Source organism: Microbacterium sp. MF43, from assembly GCF_012847295.1.
Classification (GTDB): domain Bacteria; phylum Actinomycetota; class Actinomycetes; order Actinomycetales; family Microbacteriaceae; genus Microbacterium.
The window spans coordinates 85,839-107,222 of the sequence record NZ_JABBDY010000004.1; the positions used below are offsets into that span (position 1 = coordinate 85,839).

General features: G+C 67.8%; 21 protein-coding genes and 2 tRNA genes. 15 read left to right on the forward strand and 8 right to left on the reverse strand.

Annotated elements, in window-relative coordinates; all coding sequences use genetic code 11:
• Window positions 1-236 precede the first annotated feature (236 nt).
• From dnaN to HF323_RS12440, 6 genes are all read left to right on the forward strand, one after another.
• Window positions 237-1,388: a DNA polymerase III subunit beta gene (dnaN, locus tag HF323_RS12415; protein ID WP_169582925.1), complete on the forward strand. Its 1,152-nt coding sequence runs from the start codon at window positions 237-239 to the stop codon at window positions 1,386-1,388.
• Between the two features lie 39 nt (window positions 1,389-1,427).
• Entirely contained in the window at window positions 1,428-2,585 is a 1,158-nt protein-coding gene (recF, locus tag HF323_RS12420) for a DNA replication/repair protein RecF (protein WP_169582926.1), read from the forward strand.
• Window positions 2,578-3,096, forward strand: a complete 519-nt coding sequence (locus HF323_RS12425; RefSeq protein WP_169582927.1) for a DciA family protein — start codon at window positions 2,578-2,580, stop codon at window positions 3,094-3,096. Before recF ends, HF323_RS12425 begins: the two co-directional genes overlap by 8 nt.
• A 123-nt stretch (window positions 3,097-3,219) precedes the next feature.
• Window positions 3,220-5,259, forward strand: a complete 2,040-nt coding sequence (gyrB, locus tag HF323_RS12430) for a DNA topoisomerase (ATP-hydrolyzing) subunit B (protein WP_169582928.1) — start codon at window positions 3,220-3,222, stop codon at window positions 5,257-5,259.
• A gap of 73 nt (window positions 5,260-5,332) precedes the next feature.
• Window positions 5,333-7,888: a DNA gyrase subunit A gene (gene gyrA / locus HF323_RS12435; RefSeq protein WP_169582929.1), complete on the forward strand. Its 2,556-nt coding sequence runs from the start codon at window positions 5,333-5,335 to the stop codon at window positions 7,886-7,888.
• Window positions 7,885-8,289 carry a DUF3566 domain-containing protein gene (locus HF323_RS12440; protein ID WP_169582930.1) on the forward strand — a complete coding sequence of 135 codons (405 nt, stop codon included), beginning with the start codon at window positions 7,885-7,887 and terminating at the stop codon, window positions 8,287-8,289. The genes gyrA and HF323_RS12440 overlap by 4 nt, the downstream gene beginning before the upstream one ends.
• 26 nt (window positions 8,290-8,315) lie before the next feature.
• Here HF323_RS12440 and HF323_RS12445 read toward each other — a convergent pair whose 3' ends face one another.
• Complete coding sequence (locus HF323_RS12445) at window positions 8,316-9,029, reverse strand: VIT family protein (protein WP_169582931.1); 714 nt, start codon at window positions 9,027-9,029, stop codon at window positions 8,316-8,318.
• 151 nt (window positions 9,030-9,180) lie between these two features.
• On the opposite strand from HF323_RS12445, the gene HF323_RS12450 reads away from it, so the two are divergent.
• Together HF323_RS12450 and HF323_RS12455 are read left to right on the forward strand one after the other, a co-directional pair.
• Window positions 9,181-9,254: transfer RNA gene (locus HF323_RS12450), tRNA-Ile, on the forward strand.
• An 11-nt stretch (window positions 9,255-9,265) separates the two neighbouring features.
• A tRNA-Ala gene (locus HF323_RS12455) sits at window positions 9,266-9,338 on the forward strand.
• Between the two features lie 537 nt (window positions 9,339-9,875).
• On the opposite strand, the gene HF323_RS12460 is transcribed toward HF323_RS12455, so the two are convergent.
• Window positions 9,876-10,436, reverse strand: a complete 561-nt coding sequence (locus tag HF323_RS12460; RefSeq protein WP_169582932.1) for a hypothetical protein — start codon at window positions 10,434-10,436, stop codon at window positions 9,876-9,878.
• A gap of 159 nt (window positions 10,437-10,595) precedes the next feature.
• Here HF323_RS12460 and HF323_RS12465 point away from each other — a divergent pair, with 159 nt between their 5' ends.
• Window positions 10,596-11,315: a Pr6Pr family membrane protein gene (locus HF323_RS12465; protein ID WP_169582933.1), complete on the forward strand. Its 720-nt coding sequence runs from the start codon at window positions 10,596-10,598 to the stop codon at window positions 11,313-11,315.
• Between the two features lie 58 nt (window positions 11,316-11,373).
• Window positions 11,374-11,799, forward strand: coding sequence for an NUDIX hydrolase (locus HF323_RS12470; RefSeq protein ID WP_169582934.1), 426 nt, complete (start codon window positions 11,374-11,376; stop codon window positions 11,797-11,799).
• Between the two features lie 10 nt (window positions 11,800-11,809).
• Here HF323_RS12470 and HF323_RS12475 read toward each other — a convergent pair whose 3' ends face one another.
• Window positions 11,810-12,292: a YbaK/EbsC family protein gene (locus HF323_RS12475; RefSeq protein WP_169582935.1), complete on the reverse strand. Its 483-nt coding sequence runs from the start codon at window positions 12,290-12,292 to the stop codon at window positions 11,810-11,812.
• Window positions 12,293-12,294: 2 nt separating this feature from the next.
• On the reverse strand, window positions 12,295-12,807 hold the full coding sequence (locus tag HF323_RS12480; protein ID WP_169582936.1) for a DNA helicase: 513 nt from the start codon (window positions 12,805-12,807) through the stop codon (window positions 12,295-12,297).
• 97 nt (window positions 12,808-12,904) lie between these two features.
• Between HF323_RS12480 and HF323_RS12485 the strand changes: the two genes are divergently transcribed.
• Complete coding sequence (locus HF323_RS12485; protein WP_169582937.1) at window positions 12,905-13,477, forward strand: peptidylprolyl isomerase; 573 nt, start codon at window positions 12,905-12,907, stop codon at window positions 13,475-13,477.
• A gap of 13 nt (window positions 13,478-13,490) precedes the next feature.
• On the forward strand, window positions 13,491-14,381 hold the full coding sequence (locus HF323_RS12490; RefSeq protein WP_169582938.1) for a rhomboid family intramembrane serine protease: 891 nt from the start codon (window positions 13,491-13,493) through the stop codon (window positions 14,379-14,381).
• Between the two features lie 141 nt (window positions 14,382-14,522).
• On the opposite strand, the gene HF323_RS12495 is transcribed toward HF323_RS12490, so the two are convergent.
• Entirely contained in the window at window positions 14,523-14,762 is a 240-nt protein-coding gene (locus tag HF323_RS12495; protein ID WP_169582939.1) for a cell division protein CrgA, read from the reverse strand.
• 54 nt (window positions 14,763-14,816) lie between these two features.
• Between HF323_RS12495 and HF323_RS12500 the strand changes: the two genes are divergently transcribed.
• Genes HF323_RS12500 through HF323_RS12510 form a run of 3 tightly spaced genes read left to right on the forward strand, consistent with a single transcriptional unit; the run spans window position 14,817 to window position 16,394 of the window.
• On the forward strand, window positions 14,817-15,599 hold the full coding sequence (locus HF323_RS12500; RefSeq protein WP_169582940.1) for a class E sortase: 783 nt from the start codon (window positions 14,817-14,819) through the stop codon (window positions 15,597-15,599).
• The gene (locus HF323_RS12505; protein ID WP_169582941.1) at window positions 15,599-15,754 is read left to right on the forward strand and encodes a hypothetical protein; all 156 of its coding nucleotides are present in this window, start codon (window positions 15,599-15,601) and stop codon (window positions 15,752-15,754) included. The genes HF323_RS12500 and HF323_RS12505 overlap by 1 nt, the downstream gene beginning before the upstream one ends.
• Window positions 15,755-15,764: 10 nt before the next feature.
• Complete coding sequence (locus tag HF323_RS12510; protein ID WP_169582942.1) at window positions 15,765-16,394, forward strand: gamma-glutamyl-gamma-aminobutyrate hydrolase family protein; 630 nt, start codon at window positions 15,765-15,767, stop codon at window positions 16,392-16,394.
• A 16-nt stretch (window positions 16,395-16,410) separates the two neighbouring features.
• Here HF323_RS12510 and pknB read toward each other — a convergent pair whose 3' ends face one another.
• The 3 genes from pknB to HF323_RS12525 all read right to left on the reverse strand — a co-directional run bounded on the left by pknB (window position 16,411) and on the right by HF323_RS12525 (window position 21,381).
• The gene (gene pknB / locus HF323_RS12515) at window positions 16,411-18,105 is read right to left on the reverse strand and encodes a Stk1 family PASTA domain-containing Ser/Thr kinase (protein WP_169582943.1); all 1,695 of its coding nucleotides are present in this window, start codon (window positions 18,103-18,105) and stop codon (window positions 16,411-16,413) included.
• 82 nt (window positions 18,106-18,187) lie between these two features.
• Window positions 18,188-19,927, reverse strand: coding sequence for a serine/threonine-protein kinase (locus HF323_RS12520; protein WP_169582944.1), 1,740 nt, complete (start codon window positions 19,925-19,927; stop codon window positions 18,188-18,190).
• A complete protein-coding gene (locus tag HF323_RS12525; protein WP_169582945.1) occupies window positions 19,924-21,381 on the reverse strand; it encodes a penicillin-binding transpeptidase domain-containing protein in 1,458 nt (485 codons plus the stop codon). Before HF323_RS12525 ends, HF323_RS12520 begins: the two co-directional genes overlap by 4 nt.
• Window positions 21,382-21,384 lie beyond the last annotated feature (3 nt).

Genomic DNA, 21,384 nt, shown 5'->3' on the forward strand with positions numbered 1-21,384 from the left:
CCGCAGCCGCTCCACATCTCACACGCATGTGATTCCGGTCTCCCGCTTGGCATCGCCCGAGTTGTCCACAGTTTCCACAGCCGTTAACACCATGACAAGAAGTTCCATATGAAGAAGGCTCCGATCACCTTGACGGTGGAGAAGCCGGTGGACGGATGCCTCGGCCGATCGGCACTAGCATCGGAGCGCCCTGGCACTAGCATGAGAACCCCCAGCCCGCACTCGAGGGAGCATTCGTGAAGTTCCACGTCAATCGCGATGTGTTCAGCGAAGCCGTGTCATTCGTCGTCAAGCTCCTGCCGCAGAGGAATCCGCAGCCGATCCTCGCGGGCGTGCTGATCGAGGCATCCGATGCCGGACTCTCGCTCGCCGCGTTCGACTACGAGGCGTCCGCGCGCACCACGATCGAAGCCACCGTCGACGAGCCGGGCACGATCCTCGTGCACGGGCGCCTGCTGTCCGAGATCGCCAGCCGGCTCCCCAACGCGCCGATCCAGGTCGAGGTCGACGAAGACGGCGGGATCCTGCTCACGTGCGGCTCCGCTCGCTTCACGCTGGCGTCCATGCCGGTGCAGGAGTATCCGGCGATCCCCGAGGTCTCCGGCGACTCCGGGCTGGTCCCGTCCGAGGACTTCGCGACCGCCATCGCGCAGGTCGCGTTCGCGGCATCGCGCGATGACGTGACGCCCGTCCTCACCGGCGTGCAGCTCGAGGTGTCGGGCAACGCCCTCAGCCTCGTGGCCACGGACCGCTACCGGGTCGCGCTGCGCGAGATCCCGTTCGACGGCGGTGGTGTCGCTTCCGACGACGCGACGACGGCTCTCGTGCCGGCTCGCACCCTGACCGAGGTCGGCAAGACCTTCGCTCACGGCGGCGACATCTCGATCGCCTTCTCGGGATCGGGCGACCGCGAGATCATCGCGTTCACCGCCGGCAACAAGACCGTGACGTCGCTCCTCATCAAGGGCAACTTCCCGCCGGTGCGCCGTCTCTTCCCCGAGGCCACCGAGCACCACGCCGTCGTCAACACCGCCGAGCTCGCCGAGGCCGTTCGCCGTGTGTCGCTCGTGCTCGACCGGTCCGCGCCGCTGCGTTTCACGTTCACGACCGACAGCGTGTCGATGGATGCCTCGGGCACCGAGCAGGCCCGGGCCACCGAGTCGGTCGACGCGAACCTCGTGGGCGAGGACGTCACCCTCGGACTCAACCCGCAGTACCTGCTGGAGTCGCTGAGCGCCGTCAAGAGTGAATTCGTGCGCATCACGTTCACATCGAGCGAGAACGCCAACAAGCTGAGCCCGGTCCTGATCACGCCGCAGACGTCCGTCGACAAGGCCGGCGCGGACTCGTTCCGCTACCTGCTGCAGCCGAACCTCCTCCTTCGCTGACCGACGCGCGCTGTCGCCCGCGATCATTAGGCTTGTCCGGTGATCGTGGAGCAGCTGAGTCTCGTGGACTTCCGCAACTACGCGGCCGCCGACGTGACCCTCGCACCCGGTCCGAACGTGTTCGTCGGACGCAATGGGCAGGGCAAGACGAATCTCGCCGAGGCGATCGGCTTCTTCGCCACCCTGGGCTCGCACCGGGTCTCCAACGACGCACCGATGGTGCGGGACGGAGCGGATGCCGCGATCATCCGTGCGCGTCTGGCTCACGGGGAGCGACGGGTGCTGCTGGAGGCGCAGCTCAACCGTCAGGGGTCGAACAAGGCCCGCGTGAACGGCGCACCGGTGAAGCCGGCCGAATTGCCGCGCTACGCGCAGGTCGTGCTCTTCGCGCCCGAAGATCTGCAGATCGTCCGCGGCGACCCGTCGGCCCGGCGGCGTTTCGCCGACCAGCTTCTCGTGCAGCGGGCACCGCGCATGGCCGGAGTGCTCGGCGACTACGAGCGGGTGCTCAAGCAGCGCACTGCTCTGCTCAAGTCGGCGAAGGCGCGTGGGGTCCGCGGCGATGCGCTGACGACCCTCGATGTCTGGGACGACAAGCTCGTGGCGCTCGGCACCGAAGTGATCGAGGCTCGCCTTGCCCTCGCCGCCGACCTCGCGACGCCGCTCGCCGCCGCCTACTCCGCCATCGCGGGGGCGGATCACCACCCCGAGGCCGAGTGGGCGCTGTCGGTCTCGGGCGCTGATCCCGAAGACGGCGCCGAGGCGCCGACGGCCGAGGCATCCGGTTCTCGCATCGCGGACCAGTTCCGCCAGGCGCTGGCGGCACGACGGTCCGCGGAGCTCGAGCGCGGTCTGACGCTCGTGGGGCCTCACCGCGACGATCTGGTGCTTCGCGTGCGCGGCCTTCCGGTCAAGGGCTACGCCTCGCACGGCGAGTCCTGGTCCGTCGCCCTCGCGCTGCGACTGGCATCGGCCGAGCTGCTGCGGGCGGAGTCCCGTCTCGGCGATCCGGTGCTGATCCTCGATGACGTCTTCGCCGAACTCGATAGCGACCGGCGCGCCCGTCTGGCCCAGCTCGCCGGCGGCTACGAGCAGGTCGTCGTGACGGCGGCCGTCGAAGAAGATGTGCCAGCTGCGCTGCGCGCGCGGATCGTGCGTGTCGAGGCCGGCACGATTCTGGAGTCGACGGATGCCTGAGCCCAGCGCCGGCCCGGGGGGCGAGGCATCCGTCCCCGCCGTTCCCGAGACCGTCGCCACGTATCTGCGACTGCGGGGACTCGAGCCGTCCGCACGCAGCTTCCGAAAGAAGCGCCGGCGCACCGAGGACGACGAGAACGTGCCGTTCACCCCGGGCCGCGACCCCCGGGGCATGGGCGACGTGCTCGCGCAGCTGACCCGAGAAGCCGGGTGGGACAAGGAGCTGGCGCGAGAAGACGTCGTGCGGGCATGGTCGGACGTGGCAGGCGACAACACGGCGCAGCACACGCGGCCCGTCGCCTTCTCGGAGGGCACGCTGACGGTTCAGGCCGACTCGACGGCATGGGCGAAGCAGCTCCAGCTGATGCGCGCCCACATCCTCTCGGAAATCGTTCGCCGCTTTCCCGACGCGGGCATCGACGCGATCCGCTTCATCGGGCCGGACGTCCCCTCTTGGAAATGGGGTCCCAGAACGATTCCAGGCCGTGGCCCGCGCGATACCTACGGCTGAGGCACGTCAGATAGCGTCGGGAACGATTTCCGTTCGCCACAGCGGCGTATAACCCGCGTGAGCATGCGCGCGCTTGATAGACTGTCGGTGCCCCCCGCCGTACGATCTGGAGCGCTCTGACCTATGACGTCCGTGAACCCCGACAGCGTTCCCGAAGAACCCGAAGCAACTCCCGCAGAAACGGTTCCGAACGAGTACGGGGCAGACGACATCCAGGTGCTCGAGGGCCTCGAGGCCGTTCGCAAGCGCCCGGGCATGTACATCGGCTCGACCGGTGAGCGCGGCCTCCACCACCTGGTCTACGAGATCGTCGACAACTCCGTCGACGAGGCTCTGGCAGGGTACTGCGACACCATCAACGTCACCATCCGGCCCGATGGCGCCATCCGTGTCGTCGACAACGGCCGAGGCATCCCGGTCGACATGCACCGCACCGAGGGCAAGTCCACCGTCGAGGTCGTCCTCACGGTGCTGCATGCCGGTGGCAAGTTCGGTGGCGGCGGCTATGCAGTCTCGGGCGGACTCCACGGCGTGGGCTCGTCGGTCGTCAACGCCCTCTCGACGCGCCTCGACGTCGAGGTGAAGCGTCAAGGGTATGCATGGCGGCAGTCCTATCGCGACGGCGGTATGCCGCAGGCACCCCTCGCACAGGAAGAGGCGACCGAAGAGACCGGCACGACGATCGAGTTCTGGCCCGACGACACCATCTTCGAGACCGTCCACTTCGACTACGACACGCTGCGCACGCGCTTCCAGCAGACGGCGTTCCTCAACAAGGGGCTGCGCATCACCCTCAGCGACGAGCGTCCTGACTCCGCGTACGTGGTCGACACCGAGGGCGGCGGCAGCGAAGAGCGCCGGCCGCACGACGACTTCTACTACGAGCGCGGGCTCGTCGACTACGTCGAATACCTCAACAAGGTGCGCAAGGCCGAGGTCGTCAACGACGAGATCATCGAGATCGAGGCGGAAGACACCGTCCGCCACATCTCACTCGAGCTGGCGATGCAGTGGACCACGAGCTACACCGAGAACGTCTTCACGTTCGCGAACACCATCAACACCCACGAGGGCGGCACCCACGAAGAAGGGTTCCGTGCGGCACTGACCACGCGCATCAACGCGTACGCGCGAGCGCAGAACCTCCTGAAGGAGAAGGACGAGAACCTCACGGGTGAGGACATCCGCGAGGGTCTCACCGCGGTGATCTCGGTCAAGCTCTCCGAACCGCAGTTCGAAGGCCAGACCAAGACGAAGCTCGGCAACACCGAGGCGAAGGCCTTCGTCCAGAAGGTCGTCGGCGATCAGCTCGCCGACTGGCTCGACCGCAACCCGGTGCAGGCGAAGAACGTCATCCGCAAGGCGATCGACGCCGCGACCGCACGCCTCGCGGCTCGCAAGGCGCGCGAGACCGCACGTCGCAAGAGCGTCTTCGAGTCGGCGGCCATGCCCGACAAGCTCAAGGACTGCACGAGCAAGGACCCGTCGATCAGCGAGATCTTCCTCGTCGAGGGAGACTCCGCCGGCGGTTCGGCCGTCCAGGGCCGCGACCCGCACACGCAGGCGATCCTCGCCCTCCGCGGCAAGATCCTCAACGTGGAGCGGGCACGACTGGACCGTGCGCTGGGCAACAAGGAGGTCCAGGCGATGATCCAGGCCTTCGGCACGGGCATCGGCGAGGACTTCGACATCGACAAGGCCCGATATCACAAGATCGTGCTGATGGCCGATGCCGATGTCGACGGTCAGCACATCACGACGCTGCTGCTGACGCTGCTCTTCCGCTATATGCGCGGGCTCATCGAGGCCGGCTTCGTCTACCTCGCTCAGCCCCCGCTGTACCGGCTGAAGTGGTCCAACTCGCCGCACGAGTACGCCTACTCCGACCGTGAGCGAGACGCCCTGATCGCGGAGGGCATCGCCCAGGGGCGCCGCATCCCGAAGGACAACGGCATCCAGCGGTACAAGGGTCTCGGTGAGATGAACGACCACGAGCTGTGGGAGACGACGATGGACCCGCAGACCCGTACGCTGCGTCAGGTCACGATCGACGATGCCGCGGCGGCCGACGAGATCTTCACGATCCTCATGGGTGAGGATGTCGAATCCCGCCGCGGGTTCATCCAGCGCAACGCCAAAGACGTGCGCTTCCTCGACATCTAGCCGTTTCGTCTCGGCGGCCGGCGGCCGCTGAGCGAGCGAAGCGAGACGAAACGACACGGAGAAAGACACGCGAATGGCTGACGAAGAACGCCCCGCCCCGTACCACGAGCACGGCAAGATCGATCAGGTCGACCTGCAGCTCGAGATGCAGCGCAGTTACCTCGACTACGCGATGAGCGTGATCGTCGGGCGCGCGCTGCCCGACGTGCGTGACGGACTCAAGCCCGTCCACCGCCGCGTGATCTACGGCATGTACGACGGCGGGTTTCGCCCCGACAAGTCGTTCTCGAAGTGCGCGCGTGTCGTCGGCGAGGTCATGGGCCACTATCACCCGCACGGTGACGCCCCGATCTACGACGCTCTCGTGCGTCTGGTCCAGCCGTGGGCGCTGCGCTACCCGCTGGCCCTGGGCCAGGGCAACTTCGGCTCTCCCGGCAACCAGGGCGCGGCCGCCCCCCGGTACACCGAGACCAAGATGGCTCCCCTCGCGCTCGAGATGGTGCGCGACATCGAAGAGGAGACCGTCGACTTCCAGGACAACTACGACGGCCAGACGCAGGAGCCAACGGTCCTGCCGGCGCGCTTCCCGAACCTTCTCGTCAACGGGTCGGTCGGCATCGCGGTCGGAATGGCCACCAACATCCCGCCGCACAACCTGCGGGAGGTGTCGTCGGGTGCCCTCTGGGCTCTCGAACACCCGGATGCCTCGCGCGAGGAGCTGCTCGAAGCGCTCATGGAGCGCATCCCCGGCCCCGACTTCCCCACGTCTGCTCAGATCCTCGGCACCCGAGGCATCAAGGAGGCCTACCGCACAGGGCGCGGGTCGATCACCATGCGCGCGGTGGTCAACGTCGAGGAGATCCAGGGCCGCACGTGCCTCGTGATCACCGAGCTGCCGTACCAGGTCAACCCCGACAACGTCGCGGTGAAGATCAGCGACCTGGCCCGCGATGGCAAGATCACCGGGATCGCCGACATCCGCGACGAGACGTCGGGCCGGACCGGCCAGCGCCTGGTGATCGTGCTCAAGCGCGACGCCGTGGCGAAGGTCGTGCTGAACAACCTCTACAAGCACACCCAGCTGCAGGAGAACTTCGGCGCGAACATGCTCGCGATCGTCGACGGCGTGCCGCGGACGCTGCCACTCGACGGGTTCATCTCGTACTGGATCGAGCATCAGATCGAGGTCATCGTCCGGCGTACGCGCTACCGCCTGCGCAAGGCCGAAGAGCGCATGCACATCCTGCGCGGCTACCTCAAGGCGCTCGATGCACTCGACGACGTCATCGCGCTCATCCGCCGCTCCCCGACGGTCGACGACGCGCGCGAGGGTCTGAAGGACCTGCTCGAGATCGACGATGTGCAGGCCGACGCGATCCTCGCCATGCAGCTTCGCCGACTCGCCGCGCTCGAGCGCCAGAAGATCATCGACGAGGCCAACGAGCTCGAGGCGCAGATCGCCGACCTCAACGACATCCTCGTCAAGCCCGAGCGCCAGCGCACCATCATCCGCGACGAGCTCACGGGCATCGTCGAGCGCTTCGGCGACGATCGCCGCACGCAGATCCTGCAGGGCTTCGATGGCGACATGTCGATCGAAGACCTCATCCCCGAGGAGGAGATGGTCGTCACCGTCACGCGCGACGGATACATCAAGCGCACCCGGAGCGACAACTACCGCTCGCAGCACCGCGGCGGCAAGGGCGTGAAGGGCGCCCAGCTGCGTGCCGATGACGTCGTCGAGCACTTCTTCGTCACGACCACGCATCACTGGCTGCTGTTCTTCACGGACAAGGGCCGGGTCTATCGTTCGAAGGCCTACGAGGTGCCCGAGGCCGGCCGCGACGCCAAGGGTCAGCACGTCGCGAACCTGCTCGCCCTGCAGCCCGACGAGGAGATCGCGCAGATCCTCGACATCCGCGACTACAGCGTCGCGACGTACCTCGTGCTGGCCACCCGCGGTGGCCTGGTGAAGAAGACGCGCCTCACCGACTACGACACGAACCGCCAGGGCGGCGTCATCGCGATCCGACTCCGCGAGGACGACGAGGTCGTCAGCGCGCTGCTCGTCGACGAGGGCGACGATCTGCTCCTCATCAGCCGGCACGGCATGTCGTTGCGCTTCACCGCCACCGACGAGGCGCTGCGTCCGATGGGGCGTGCCACCGAGGGCGTGAAGGGCATGTCGTTCCGCGGACGCGACAGTCTGCTGTCGGCGTCGGTCGTGAAGGACGACGGATACGTCTTCGTGGTCACCGAGGGCGGGTACGCCAAGCGGACCGCGGTCGGCCAGTACCGGGGTCAGAGCCGTGGCGGTTTGGGCATCAAGGTGGCCCGTCTCAGCGAGGATCGCGGCGATCTCGCGGGCGGTCTGATCGTCGGCGAGGACGACGACGTCTTGGTGGTTCTTGCCAGCGGCAAGGTGGTACGCTCTGCCGTGGCCGAGGTCCCCGCCAAGGGCCGCGACACCATGGGTGTCGTGTTCGCCCGGGCCGCAGACGAGGATCGCATCATCGCGATCGCGCGGAACGGAGAGCGAGGGCTCGCCGATGACGCAGAGGCCGCCGAAGAGAACGGCACCCCCGAAGACGCCTCTCCCGAGACCCCCGAAGAGAGTACTGACGCATGAGCACCGTAGCCGACAAGCTCGCCAAGAAGTCCAGCCACAAGACCAGCGCCAAGCAGGTGCGCCTGCGTCTGGTCTACGTCGACTTCTGGTCGGCCGTGAAGCTGTCCTTCCTCGCCGCCATCGCTCTCGCCGTCGTCACGGTCGTCGCGTTCGTGCTGGTGTACCTCGTCGTTCAGGCGACCGGGCTCATCGCGCGCGCTGACGAGTTCTTCGGCAACTTCACCGACGGCAGCATCCTGCTGTCGCAGTTCGTGAGCCTCCCGCAGGTCCTCGCGTTCGCAGCCGTCGTCGCCATCCTGAACCTGGTCGTCGTCACCGTTCTCGGTGCGGTGCTCGCGGGCATCTACAACCTGGCGGTCAAGGTGACCGGCGGCCTCCTGGTCGGTTTCACCTCGAACTGATTCCGGATGCCGGCACCGCCGGCATCTCAGACGACCGTCGTCCCCAGCAGGGTGCCGATCGCCCACGTCACACCGAGGGCGAGCGCGCCGCCGAGGACGAGCCGGACGGTTGCGCGCGCTTTCGAAGATCCACCGAGATAGGCCGACAAGCTCCCCGTCACGGCGAGGGCGACGAGCACCGCGACGAACGTCACCGGCACGCGCCAGTCGGGCGGCGGAAGCAGGATCGCGAGCAGCGGCAGGATCGCCCCGAGGGTGAACGCGATCGCCGACGAGATCGCGGCGTGCCAGGGATTGGCGAGGTCCTCCTGGTCGATGTGCAGCTCGACCTCGAGGTGTGCCGCGAGCGCGTCGTGGGCGGTGAGCTCCTCAGCGACGCGGCGTGCCGTCGTCTCCGAGAGACCGCGGGCCCGATAGAGCCCCGTCAGCTCATCGAGCTCCTGCTCGGGCATCTCCCGCAGCTCGCGCGTCTCCTTCGCGATGAGCGCACGCTCACTGTCGCGCTGACTGCTGACCGACACGTATTCGCCCAGCGCCATCGAGATCGCCCCGCCGACGAGACCGGCGATGCCGGCGAGGAAGAGCGCAGCCGTGTCGGTGGTCGCACCGGCGACACCGACGACGAGCGCTGCCACCGACACGATGCCGTCGTTCGCACCGAGCACTCCGGCGCGGAGCCAGTTGAGCCGTTGACCCACGCCATTGCCGTGCGGCTCGCCGGCATGTGTGCTTTCCGCCATGGCGACAGTCAACTCCTTTGAGCGGGCCGCCCGCGACAGGCGCGGCGAAACAGTCGGGGAGGGACGGATGCCCCGGCATCCCGGATTCGTGAAAACCGCGGGCGTCAGGTAAAGTCTTGGAGGTTGAACGGCGCGTCAGCGTCGCAACGACGGGGCTATAGCTCAGGCGGTTAGAGCGCTTCACTGATAATGAAGAGGTCCCAGGTTCAAGTCCTGGTAGCCCCACACACAGCCCCGGGGCCTTAGCTCAGTTGGTAGAGCGCCTGCTTTGCAAGCAGGATGTCAGGAGTTCGAATCTCCTAGGCTCCACAAATCTATAAATCCCCGGTCAGCGCCGGTTCTGTTGCTCCGACCTGCTGGCCAACGGCCCGGTCCAAAAGCCCGACGTGCCATCCATGTGCCATTAACTGGCCCCTCCAACTGCCAGAATAGATCTGGACCGAGCGGAGCGAGCCCGGCGCGGTGGTCGCTGCTACGCGTCTTCGACCCGGCGACGCCCACTCCACGGATCGATGCGGCTGACAGTCACTACAAGACTGCCCTGGACACGCGAATGCACGGGTCGAACCGGAACTGATCTCCATGCACCGAGACGGCCGCTGACTGATGCCAGCGGCCGTTCGGCTGTTCATGTCTGTCGTCGTGTGCCGGGAGGTCTTCGCTTGGACCACTCGTACTGACCGACCCAAGCGAGTACGACACTGAACAGGATCCAGCCCGTCCAGGACGGCACTACGTTGGCCAAGACCATCCAGACCAGGACCAGTCCTAGGAGGATCAGCAGCCCTAGCCCGTAGAGATACGTGCGCTTGGTCATGCCTGGCAGGCTAGCGGAAGGCGTTGCAGTCATCGACAGTGCACGGTGCCCCTCTTCTCGATGAACGGGTTCCAGCCGGGCGCGGGCAGCGGTGGTACCCACCAACCCACGACACCGACGCAGTTGCCATGGTTGTAGGCGATCTCCGCCATACCGACGATCGCGCCCGATGCCGCGGTGCACACGGCGACTCCGCCCCAGCCGAGCCCACCACAAGCCGCGGCTATGATGGCCATGGCCGCAGGGCCGCCGCTTTTGATCGTCTTGGTCTCGCTGCGGTTGAAATACATCGAGCACCAGTTCAGCCCGCATCCGAAGGTGGGGTCGGCTGTCACGGGGTAGGCGGCGCCCTCCAAGTCGACGTGCTGAGTGACGACGTTGCCCTTGATGGTGTAGTGCGTCGCGAGCTCCTTACCGTTGGCGTCCGTGGCCCAAGGCTTGCGGAGGAAGTTGACCTGAGTGCCCTTCTCGTTCAAGACAGCGACAGTACCATCCGTGTTCAGCTTCAGCGAGGTCGCGCCATTGCCGATCTCAACGGAGCGTCCGGTGCAAGCGCTTGTAGAGTTCGTCCCCCATCTGGTGGACAGCATGTATGTATCCTACAAAGGACCGCGGCCGCACGCATTCGTTCGCCATTCTTCGGCGACATGATCTCGGCGGTCCCGGCAGTCGCCGCGCTAAACCTTCCTCACCGACACCGTTGGGGGTGTCGATCACACTGGGAAGGGGAGATCATGCATTGGTCATGGATGAGATCCGCTGCCGCAGGCATGGGGGTGTCAGCGGTGGCCGCGGGCTACATCGTGAATGTGGACCGCGCTACGAGGCAAGGACAGAGCCTCGCGCTCGTGCTGGCGAACTACTTCAGCATGTTCACCATCGTGTCGACGCTCTTGAGCGCCGGCGCACTGTTCGCCGCGGCGACGTGGACGCGGATGCACCCCGAGCGCACCCGCGAACCGTTGGGAATCGCCCTCGCGCTCGCGGTCGTCACCGGCCCGATGCTGCTGCTCGGCGTCGTCTACAACGCGCTGCTGCGGGGTGTGCCCTCCGAGGTGGCGGCGGCGGACTCGCCCGGTATCGCGATGCTCGACGCGTACGCGATCGAGGTGCTGCACGTGGTGCTGCCGCTGTACTTCCTCGCCGACCTTCTCTTCGCCACGCGCCGCCGGGGCCTGCCGTGGTGGGGCCTGCCGGTCCTGCTCGTGTACCCGCTGCTGTGGCTGATGTACACGATGACGCGGGGTGAGCTCGTGGCCGACCCGTCGGGGGTGGCGGACTGGTGGTACCCGTACCCGTTCCTCGACCCGCACGGCGCCGGAGGGTGGGGCTCGGCGCTGATGTACATCGCGGCCATCTTCGCGGCGTTCGTCGCGATCGGGGCAGCGATCGTCGCGATCGGGCGCTACCGGGAGCGGCGCGCCGTGCGTCGAACGCAGCCTGCGGCACTGGCCGCCGTCCATCACTGACGAGCCGAACACCGCGGTCCGTCCCCGATCCGGGGGCGGGCCGCGGTTATGGTGAAGCATGGATCTGCGCGTCGCGGCCTACGCCGTCATCGTCGACGCCGACGACCGCCTTCTCCTGGCGCACTGGAACGAAGGCCGCCGCGCAGCCTGGACGATGCCCGGCGGAGGCCTGGAGCCGGGGGAGGATCCCGAGGTCGCGGCGCGTCGCGAGGTGCGCGAGGAGACCGGCTACAGGGTCGAGATCGACGAGCTCCTCGGCATCCACTCCCGCGTGATCCCGCCGGGGAGGCGCCTGACCCCGGGCGTGACCGAGCCGCTGCACACGCTCCGCATCATCTACCGGGCCCACGTGGTCGGTGGCCGGCTCCGCAACGAAACCGACGGGTCCACCGACAAGGCGGAGTGGTTCCCGCTGAGCGCAGTGCCCTCACTGCAGCGGGTCAAGCTGGTCGACATCGCGCTCGAGATGGCCAAGAACGCGTGAAGCGGATGCCTCAGCCCGTCGGCTGCGAGATATCGGCGATCGTCGCGCCGTAAGCGGCGATGAGGTCGTCGGCGTCGACGAACAGGCTGTAGCCGTGCGCCCCCGCGCCCATCGCGATCCGCTTGCCCACGATCTGCTCATCGGCGTACACCGGCCAGTCGTTGGTGCTCCCGAGCGGAACGATGGTGCCGCGCTCGTATCCCGTCGCCTCGAACGCGCGATCGGGATCGGGCAGCTGCAGCTTGTTCACGCCCACGACGGCACGGAGCTTCGGCCATGAGATCGCTCGATCGCCCGGGATCAGCGCGAAGAGGAAGGTGTCGTCGCTGCGCTTGACGACGAGGGTCTTCACGATTCCCGCAGGGTCGATTCCCAGCAGCGCGGCTGCTTCGGGCAGGCTCTTCGCGGCGGGACGCTCGCGGATCTCGATGTCGAGGTTTCGAGCGGATGCCGCTTCCTTGACGCGTTCGACGCCCGAAGCGCCCTCGGTCACGCTCAGGCGTCCGGCGCGCGCAGCGGGTCGTCGGCCACCCAGAGCTCGTCGTCAGCGCGGAGCGTCTGCCACGCGGCATAGAGCACACCGAGTGCGGCGGCGACGCCCAGGATGATGGCGATGACGCCACCTGCGCCGATCCCCTTCTTCACCGGCGCGGGGGCCGGTTTGCGGAAGGCGGAGAGGTCGAGACCGCGGCCCGACGCGAGGCGCGAGCGAGTGTCGTTCGCGGCATCCCACACCGACATCGCCGAGCCGACGACGGCGCCGGCGGCCGGCACGATCGTGTGGTTGACGACGTCCTTGCCCTTCGCGACGTACGGCGCGGCGTAGGTCTCGTAGCCCGCCTGGATGCGAGGGCGAACCTGTTCGCGGCCGAGGTGGCCGAGCTGGCGACTCGCTTCACGCGCGACGTGGGCGGCTTCACCGACCAGCACCTGCTGCGACTCCCACAGGTTGCTGGCCTGCGACTGGAGCTTGCGGAGTTCCTTCTTGCGCTTGCGGCTGAGGCTCACGGTGCCCTCCTGATCGAGCGGAGATCTGGTTCGACCCATCTTGCCAGACGTGTGCTGGGGCGGGAGGGGTTGCACAGAACTCTGGAAGAATGTAGCAATGCCGATTCCCACCGCTGTCGCCACTTTCCACACCAACTACGGCGACATCGTCGTCAACCTCTTCGGAGACCACGCTCCGCGTACGGTCCAGAACTTCATCGGCCTCGCCGACGGCACCGGGTCGTGGACGCACCCCGCCACCGGCAAGCCCGGCGAGGGCCCGCTGTACAAGGACGTGGTCTTCCACCGCATCATCTCGGGCTTCATGATCCAGGGCGGCGACCCGCTCGGTCAGGGCGTGGGCGGTCCGGGCTACACCTTCAACGACGAGATCAGCCCCGAGCTCACCTTCACCGAGCCGTACAAGCTCGCGATGGCGAACGCCGGCCTGCGCCGCAACGCCATCACCGGTCAGGCCGAGGGCACCAACGGCTCGCAGTTCTTCATCACGGTCCCCGGCCAGGGCGGTCGCGGTCCGGAGTGGCTGCAGGGCAAGCACACGATCTTCGGCGAGGTGGCCGACGATGCCTCGAAGGCCGTCGTCGACACGATCAGCGAAGTCCCGACGGCTGCCGGCGACCGCCCGATCGAGCCCGTGGTGCTGCAGTCGGTCGAGATCGCATCGGTCTAGGCATCCGCCTTTCGTGACCGCCGACGATCTGCGTCGCAACAGCGACAACTTCTGCTACCGGCATCCCGACCGGCAGAGCTTCGTGCTCTGCCAGCGGTGCCTGCGCACGATCTGCCCCGAGTGCCAGACCCCGGCCGCCGTCGGCGTGATCTGCCCGGAGTGCCTGCGCGACCAGCAGAAGGCGGCCTCGCCCGCGCAGCGGAAGGCCGAGCGTCGGTGGTCACGACCACGGGCCCTCACGGTGAGCGGGTCGCGACCGATCGTGACCTACGTCATCATCGCCCTCACGGCATTCGTGTACCTGCTCACCCTGATCCCGGGGATCGGCACCAGCATCCAGGACACCCTGCTCTTCTTCGCTCCCACGATCTACCCTGAGCTCACCGGCAGGTTCGAGCCCTGGCGGCTGCTGACCACGGCCCTGGTCCACGGCGGGTTCTTCCACCTCGCGCTCAACATGCTCGCGCTGTTCATGATCGGCAGCAGTCTCGAGCCGCTGCTGGGCAAGGCCCGATTCCTCACGCTCTATCTGCTGAGCGCGCTGGGGGGATCGGTGGCAGTGGCGCTGCTGTCGTTCCTCACGCCGGTGGTCGGGGCATCCGGAGCGATCTTCGGGCTCTTCGGCGCGCTGCTCGTGATCGGGCGGCACATCGGGGCGAACATCGCGGGCATCGCGATCGTTCTGGGGATCAACCTGGTCATCGGCTTCGTGCCGAACTTCAACGTGTCGTGGCAGGCCCACATCGGCGGCCTCGTGGTCGGTCTCCTGGTCGGCTTCATCTTCACGCGTACTCGCTCCTCACGTCAGCGCGGCCTGCAGATCGCGCTGCTCGTCGCGGTCGGGGTCGGGCTCATCGCACTCCTGCTCGTTCCCGTCCTGGTTCCCCAACTGGTGCTTCGCTGACGGAGTTATCCACAGGTTCATCCACACATGGGGATGAATCACATCCGTGTAATTCACAGGTGTTAACAACATTGTTAACAACCCCCGAACATGAGAAAGCCCCGGTCAGGCCGGGGCTCTCGGTTCGAAGGGGAATTGGCGCTATCGCCAGCGCGTGGTCATGAGGAAGCCGAGGAAGGCGATGCCGAAGCCGATCACGAGGTTCCATCCGGCGATGCCGGGAATCGGGTACTGCATGCCGCTGAGGTAGAACACCAGCACCCACACGAGACCGATCAGCATGAGGCCGATCATGATCGGCTTGAACCACACCGGGTTGGGTGCAGCTTCGCCTTCTGCGCGCTCGACGAGCGAGTCGTCTTCTTTGCCGGGTCGTGCCATGCCAGAAGTCTAACTGCCAGCCGCCCTCCAGCGCGCGGAGACTACAATGCGGCTGTGGATGAAGCTCTCGCCGCTCCGAGCGGAGGAGGCCGGGCGCGACCGGTCCCTTCGCGCCGTCGCGGCGCCTCGGTGCTCGGCGTCATCGGGGAACTGCTCATCACCGCGGGCGTCATCGTGCTGCTGTACGTCGTGTGGCAGCTGTGGGTCGGTCCCACCATCTACGGCGTGGAGGCGAACACCGAGGGCGACCGGCTCTCGCAGGAATGGGCCGAGGCCTACGGGGGCACGAACGAGCCCGAGCCCGCTCCCGACGCGGAGCCCGCGACGGCTGACCCGATCATCCTCCCCGAGCCGGCGGACGGCGAGAAGTTCGGCGTGATGCACATCCCCCGTTTCGGGGCGGACTATGCCGTGCCCATGGCGGGCGGTGTCAGCCGCGAGCGCACGCTCAACCCCATCGGCATCGGCCACTACATGGGAACGAGCATGCCGGGCGAGGCGGGCAACTTCGCCGTCGCGGCGCACCGCACCTCGTGGGCCGAGCCCTTCCGCCGCATCGCCGAACTCCGTCTCAACGACGCGATCGTCGTCGAGACCAAGGACGGCTGGTTCACCTACCGCTTCCGCACCCTCGAGTACGTCAAGCCCTCCCAGACCGATGTGCTCCTCCCGGTCCCGCAGGCGCCCGAAGTCCCGGCCGGCACGCGCTACATCACCATGACCAGCTGCAGCCCCATCCACTGGATGTGGGAGCGCATCATCGCGTACGGCGTGTTCGAGTCCTTCACACCGCGCTCCGAAGGTCCGCCGGCTTCGCTCACCGAGGGAGTCGCCTGATGTATGGCGCACTGTGGCGGGTCCTTCCCGGCCCGTGGTGGATCCGCGTGCTCATCCTTCTCGTCCTCGCCGCCGCCGTGCTGTACGGGCTGCTGTTCTACGTCTTCCCGTGGGTGAGCCAGTTCGTCAACCCGCTCGACGTCACCGTCGGGTGAGACGGCGCCGATGAGCGTCGCTCCCGTCCTGGTGGTCGACAACCACGACAGCTTCGTCCACACCCTGGAGGGCTACCTCCACGAGCTCGGAGTCCGCACCGATCTGATCGAGGCGGACTCGATCGACGACCCCGACGCGCTGATCGCGCCGTACCGCGCGGTCCTCGTCTCACCCGGACCGGGCACACCGGCCCGCGCGGGTGCGTCGATCGACGTCGTCCACGCGGCGGCACGGCTCCGGATGCCTCTGCTCGGCGTCTGCCTCGGTCATCAGGCGATCGGCGAGGCGTTCGGCGCCACGGTCGCGACGGCGCCAGAGCTCATGCACGGAATGACCTCGCTGGTGCATCACGATGGTGGACCGCTGTACGCGGGACTGCCGGATCCGTTCGTGGCCACCCGGTATCACTCGCTGGCCATCGTGCCCGAGACGATTCCCGAGGGACTGACCGTGACCAGCCGCACTGCCGAGGGAGTGGTGATGGGCGTCGCCCACCGCGCACTTCCCATCGTCGGCGTGCAGTTCCACCCCGAGAGCGTGCTGACCGAAGGCGGGCATAGGCTCTTGGGCAACTGGCTCGAAAGCGCTGGATTCGCGGATGCCTCGGTCCGAGGCGCCGCGCTGAGCCCGCGTCGCTGACGGCGAGCCCGCAGCGTCAGCCCCCCGTGCAGTAACCGAGCACGATCTCGGAGTGGATCGGCACGTCGCCGGGCGCCAGCGACTGCGTCGTCACCGTCTGCGGGGAGGTCGCCGCGCAGGACGCGTCCTCCGCTGTGGTGACCGTGAGCTCGAGCGCCTCGAGTTCGCGCTTGGCCGCCTCCACGGTGTAGCCGCGGACGTCGTTGATCGTGACCTTGCCGGATGCCACGACGAGGTTCACGACGGTGCCCACCGGAACCTCGGATTCGGCGGCCTGATCGGAGGAGATCACCGTCCCGCCCGCGAGGGCCGGATCGTTGCGCTGCGTCACCGTCCCGAGCTTCAGGCCCGCCTGCGTGAGCGCGGCGGCCGCGGCATCCTGCCCGAGTCCCTCCAGCACCGGGACCGCGGCCATCTCGGCGCCGAGCGACACGTAGACGTTGATCCGCTGACCCTGGTTCACCGACGTGCCCGCATCGGGCTCGCTGCGGATCACGACGCCCTCGGCGACGTCGGGGTTCTCCTCATCGACGCGGATCGCCAGCAGGTCCGCCTCGAGCAGCTCCTGATTCGCCCGCTCGTAGGTCATCCCGGAGAGGTCCGGAACGAGTCGCGCGTTCGCCGGCACATTGTCTTGCGGGTCGATGCGGAGCACCCAGAAGAGGATCGAGATGAGGAGCACGGCGATCACGCCGACGCCGGCCCAGATCCAGGCGACCGGGGGGCCCGCCTGTGTGCGCTTCATCGTGGTGTCGGTGCTGAGCTGCCGGAGCGACCGCGCCGTGTCGGCGGCCTGCCTCGGGTTCGGGCCGTAGAGCTCGCTCGTGAGCGCGCCCACCTGCTTCTTCGACGGAGAGCGCCCGTCGATGGTGGCGTCGAGCGCCTCCCGGAAGCTCGCGGCGTCCTGGTAGCGCTGGAACGGGTCCTTCGCGAGGGCGCGCAGAGCCACCGCGTCGAGCGAGCGCGGCACCGTCTCGTTCACCTCGGAGGGAGGCAGCGGGGCCTCGCTCACGTGCTGATAGGCGACGGCGACCGGCGTCTCGCCGCGAAACGGCGTGCGGCCGGCGAGCAGTTCGTACAGCACGACCCCGGCGGAGTAGAGATCGGCCCGGGCGTCGACCGGCTCGCCCTTCGCCTGTTCGGGGGAGAAGTACGCCGCGGTCCCGAGAATCGCCGTGGTCTCAGCCACGGTCGACGATGAGTCCGACACCGCCCGGGCGATGCCGAAGTCCATCACCTTCACCTGTCCGGCATCCGTGACCATGACGTTGCCGGGCTTGATGTCGCGGTGGACGACGCCGGCGCGGTGCGAGTACTCGAGCGCCTCGAGGATGCCGTCGACGTATCGCACGGCATCCGTCACCGGCACCGGGCCGCGCGAGATGATGTCTTTCAGAAGCGCGCCCTTGACGAGCTCCATGATGATGAACGGGACCGGCCTCGTGGTGCCGTCTGGGTTCGTCTCGGTGTCTTCTCCGGCGTCGAAGACGCGGACGATCGTCGGATGCGCCATGCGCGACGCCGCCTGCGCCTCGAGGCGGAAGCGCGTGCGGAATGCGTTGTCGCCGGCGAGCTGGCGGTCGAGGATCTTGATCGCCACGGCACGACCCAGCGTGAGGTCGTAGCCGCGGTAGACGCTGGCCATGCCACCGCGACCGATCGGCTCGTCGATGCGATAGCGCCCCGAAAGCACGCGCGGCTCAGCTGTCACAGTCACTCCCTGCGTGGACCAACGGCCAGACTATCCGAGCCGGAACGAGTCGCCGATCTCCCGCGACCCGTTCCGGCACGGGTCACGGCGTGGTGCCCCCGTCGGTGGGCGTCGGCTCCGGCGCCGGAGTGGCCAGCGTCGTCGTGCTCGACGTCGGGGACGGCGCAGACGGTCGCGACCCGCCATCGGCGGCGCAGGTGTAGGTGTAGTTGGCCGTCACCTGGGCGTTGGGCTGATTGGTGACGGAGATGTCGGCGGAGAGCTCGTTGGCGGCGAAGTCGCGCGTCGTCGAGCCGCCGGCGACGAACGTCGCGCCGCTGATCGTCACGGTGAATCCGCTGAGCGAGCCGGTACCCGGCGGGCACGCGGCCGTCTGCCAGGTGAGGTTCACCGTCGTCCCCTGCACCGGCTGCGCACCGCCGTTGATGACCGGGCCGCTGCCGGGAGCCGGGATCGAGGTCTGGTCGCCGAAACACGTGACGGTGATTGCCGAACCCTCCTCCGCGTTGCCCGACGAAGGAGCCGTCGACTCGACCGTTCCGACCTGGCCGGCCGAGGGCGCAGCGGATCCGTTGGCGCGCGTCGGGCGGAGGCCGGCCTCCGTCGCCGTCACGAGCGCATCGTCGCAGTTCATGCCGACGAGGCCGAGGGCGTCGATCGAGATCAGCGTCTCCGACGGCGTCGGAGTGCTGGAGGGCGTGATGCTCGCGGACGTCGATGGCGTCGTCGGGCCGGCGTCGGGGTCGCCCTGGTTGGCGAGGAGAGCCCAGATCGTGCCGCCGAGCACCAGGAGGAGCAGGACGATGAGCGCGATGAGCGGCCACGTCCACGGGCTGCGCTTCTTCTTCTCGGGTTCGTCCTCGACGACCTCTTCGGTCGTGACGACTCCCGCGGCGGGCAGCACGCGCGTCGCGGCAGACGTGTCGGCACCCGTCGTGAGAAGCTGCGTCGCCTCGTCGGCGGTGCCGGCGACGGCGGGCACCGCCGCGGCGGCCGCAGCCACATCGCCCCGGCGAAGTGCGGTGGCGGCCCGGGCGACCGCGGCCGCGGAGGCCGGGCGATCCTCGGGCTTCTTGGCGATCATCGCCATGACGAGGTTCTGCACCGGAACGGCGACCGTCGGCGGGAGCGGCGGCGGTTGCTCGTTGATCTGCGCCATCGCGATGGCGACCTGCGACTCTCCCGTGAACGGGCGCTTGCCCGCGAGGCTCTCGTAAGCGACGATGCCCAGCGAGTAGGTGTCGGTGGCCGGCGACGCCGGGTGGCCGGACGCCTGCTCGGGAGACAGGTACTGCACCGTTCCCATGACCTGGCCGGTCGCGGTGAGCGGCACCTGGTCGGCGATGCGCGCGATGCCGAAGTCGGTGATCTTGACGCGGCCGTCGGGCGTGATGAGCAGGTTTCCTGGCTTGATATCGCGATGCACGAGACCCGCAGCGTGGGCGGCCTGCAGAGCGGCCGAGGTCTGCGCGACGACGTCGAGGGTCTTATCGGTCGACAATGAGCCGTCGCGCTCGAGGATGGTCGAGAGGGCCTCGCCGGGGACGAGCTCCATCACGAGGAAGGCGCTGCCGTTCTCCTCGCCGTAGTCGAAGACGCTCGCGATGCCTTCGTGGTTGACGAGTGCGGCGTGCCGCGCCTCGGCTCGGAAGCGCTCCAGGAAACCGGGGTCGCCCATGTACTCGTCTTTGAGGATCTTGATGGCGACGGTCCGGCCGATGACGTGATCGGTGGCCTCCCACACCTCGCCCATGCCGCCGATCGCGATCCGCGAGTCCAGCTCGTAACGGCCGCCGAAGGTCACTCCCTGCGTCGGTCTCATCTGTTCAGCACCGCCTCCATGACCTTCTTTGCGATGGGCGCCGCAATCAGATTGCTGCTGCCCGATTGCCCTTGACCGCCGCCGTTCTCGACGACGACCGCGACGGCGACCTCGGGATTCTCGGCGGGCGCGAACCCTGTGAACCAGAGGGTGTACGGCTGATCAGGACCGTTCTCGGCGGTGCCGGTCTTACCGGCGACGTCGACGCCGTCTATTCTTGCACCCGTCGCGATTCCCTCACTGACATTGGCGACCATCATCGCAACCATCTGATCGGCGAGTTCCTCATCGAGCGCCCGGCCGAACTCGACGTCGTCGTACGTCTCCTGCACCGAGAGATCCGGGGCGATGACACGATCGACCATCCTCGGGCTCATCACCACGCCGCCGTTCGCGATCCCCGCCGACACCATCGCCATCTGCAGCGGCGTCGCCGTGACCTGACCCTGTCCGAATCCGGTGAGGGCGGTCTGCGCGTCGTCGAGCGCACGCGGATAGCTCGACGGCGTCGAGACGAGGGGGAGTTCGAAGGAGCGGTTGAAGCCGTACCTCTCGGCCTCCTCGCGGATCGCGTCATCACCGAGCTCGACAGCCAGCTCGGCCATCGGGATGTTGCAGCTGAGCCGCAGCGCGTCCGCGATGGTGACCGTCGCGCCGGGACCGCACGTGCCCCTGGTGTCGTTGTAGATCACGGCGCTCGACTGCGGCAGCGTGTAGGTCGCCGGGTTGGGGAGCGTCGACTCGGGGGTGTACTCGCCCGACGCGAGCGCCGCCGATGCGATCACGAGCTTGAAAGTCGATCCCGGAGGGTTGAGGTCGCCGCCGATGGCGCGGTTGGAGAGCGGCTGGAGCGGGTCGGCCACGAGCGTGTCGTAGGTCGCGTTCACCTCGGTCGTGTTGTGGGCCGCCAGCAGGTTGGTGTCGTAGCTCGGGCTCGTGACCATCGCGAGCACCCGCCCCGTGGAGGGCTCGATCGCGAGCACGCCGCCCTCGAGGTCTCCGAGGGCCTCGTACGCGGCGCGCTGCACCGAAGCGTCGAGGGTCAGCGCGACGTTGGAGCCGCGCGGCGGCTGACCCGTGAAGATGCGCTCGAGGCGCGACAGGAACTGCGACCCGGCGGTGCCGCTCAGGTACGAGTTCATCGCCTGCTCGATGCCGGTGGCCGAGCCGAGCGCCGGGTTGATGTACCCCGTCACCGGTGCCCACATGTCGGCGTCGGTGTAGACGCGCTGCCAGCTGTACACGTCGTCCGAGGCCACCGAGGAGGCGATGGCCGAGCCGCTGGCGATGATCGAACCGCGCTGCACCTCGTACGAGTCGTAGAGCGCACGCGTGTTGCGCGGGTTCTGCGCCAGCTGCTCGGCGTTGATCACCTGGATCCAGCTGGTCGACGCGAACAGCGCCAGGAACATGAAGAGCATCAGGATGCTCAGACGTCGGAGTTCTTTGGTCATGGG

Coding starts and splice junctions, on each gene's coding strand:
- HF323_RS12485 (WP_169582937.1), top strand. CDS start 12,905: ATGCCGATTCCCACCGCTGTCGCCACTTTCCACACCAACTACGGCGAC.
- HF323_RS12425 (WP_169582927.1), top strand. CDS start 2,578: ATGCCTGAGCCCAGCGCCGGCCCGGGGGGCGAGGCATCCGTCCCCGCC.
- HF323_RS12440 (WP_169582930.1), top strand. CDS start 7,885: ATGAGCACCGTAGCCGACAAGCTCGCCAAGAAGTCCAGCCACAAGACC.
- HF323_RS12505 (WP_169582941.1), top strand. CDS start 15,599: ATGTATGGCGCACTGTGGCGGGTCCTTCCCGGCCCGTGGTGGATCCGC.
- HF323_RS12465 (WP_169582933.1), top strand. CDS start 10,596: ATGAGATCCGCTGCCGCAGGCATGGGGGTGTCAGCGGTGGCCGCGGGC.
- HF323_RS12445 (WP_169582931.1), bottom strand. CDS start 9,029: ATGGCGGAAAGCACACATGCCGGCGAGCCGCACGGCAATGGCGTGGGT.
- gyrA (WP_169582929.1), top strand. CDS start 5,333: ATGGCTGACGAAGAACGCCCCGCCCCGTACCACGAGCACGGCAAGATC.
- HF323_RS12510 (WP_169582942.1), top strand. CDS start 15,765: ATGAGCGTCGCTCCCGTCCTGGTGGTCGACAACCACGACAGCTTCGTC.
- HF323_RS12525 (WP_169582945.1), bottom strand. CDS start 21,381: ATGACCAAAGAACTCCGACGTCTGAGCATCCTGATGCTCTTCATGTTC.
- HF323_RS12520 (WP_169582944.1), bottom strand. CDS start 19,927: ATGAGACCGACGCAGGGAGTGACCTTCGGCGGCCGTTACGAGCTGGAC.
- HF323_RS12495 (WP_169582939.1), bottom strand. CDS start 14,762: ATGGCACGACCCGGCAAAGAAGACGACTCGCTCGTCGAGCGCGCAGAA.
- HF323_RS12470 (WP_169582934.1), top strand. CDS start 11,374: ATGGATCTGCGCGTCGCGGCCTACGCCGTCATCGTCGACGCCGACGAC.
- gyrB (WP_169582928.1), top strand. CDS start 3,220: ATGACGTCCGTGAACCCCGACAGCGTTCCCGAAGAACCCGAAGCAACT.
- HF323_RS12460 (WP_169582932.1), bottom strand. CDS start 10,436: ATGCTGTCCACCAGATGGGGGACGAACTCTACAAGCGCTTGCACCGGA.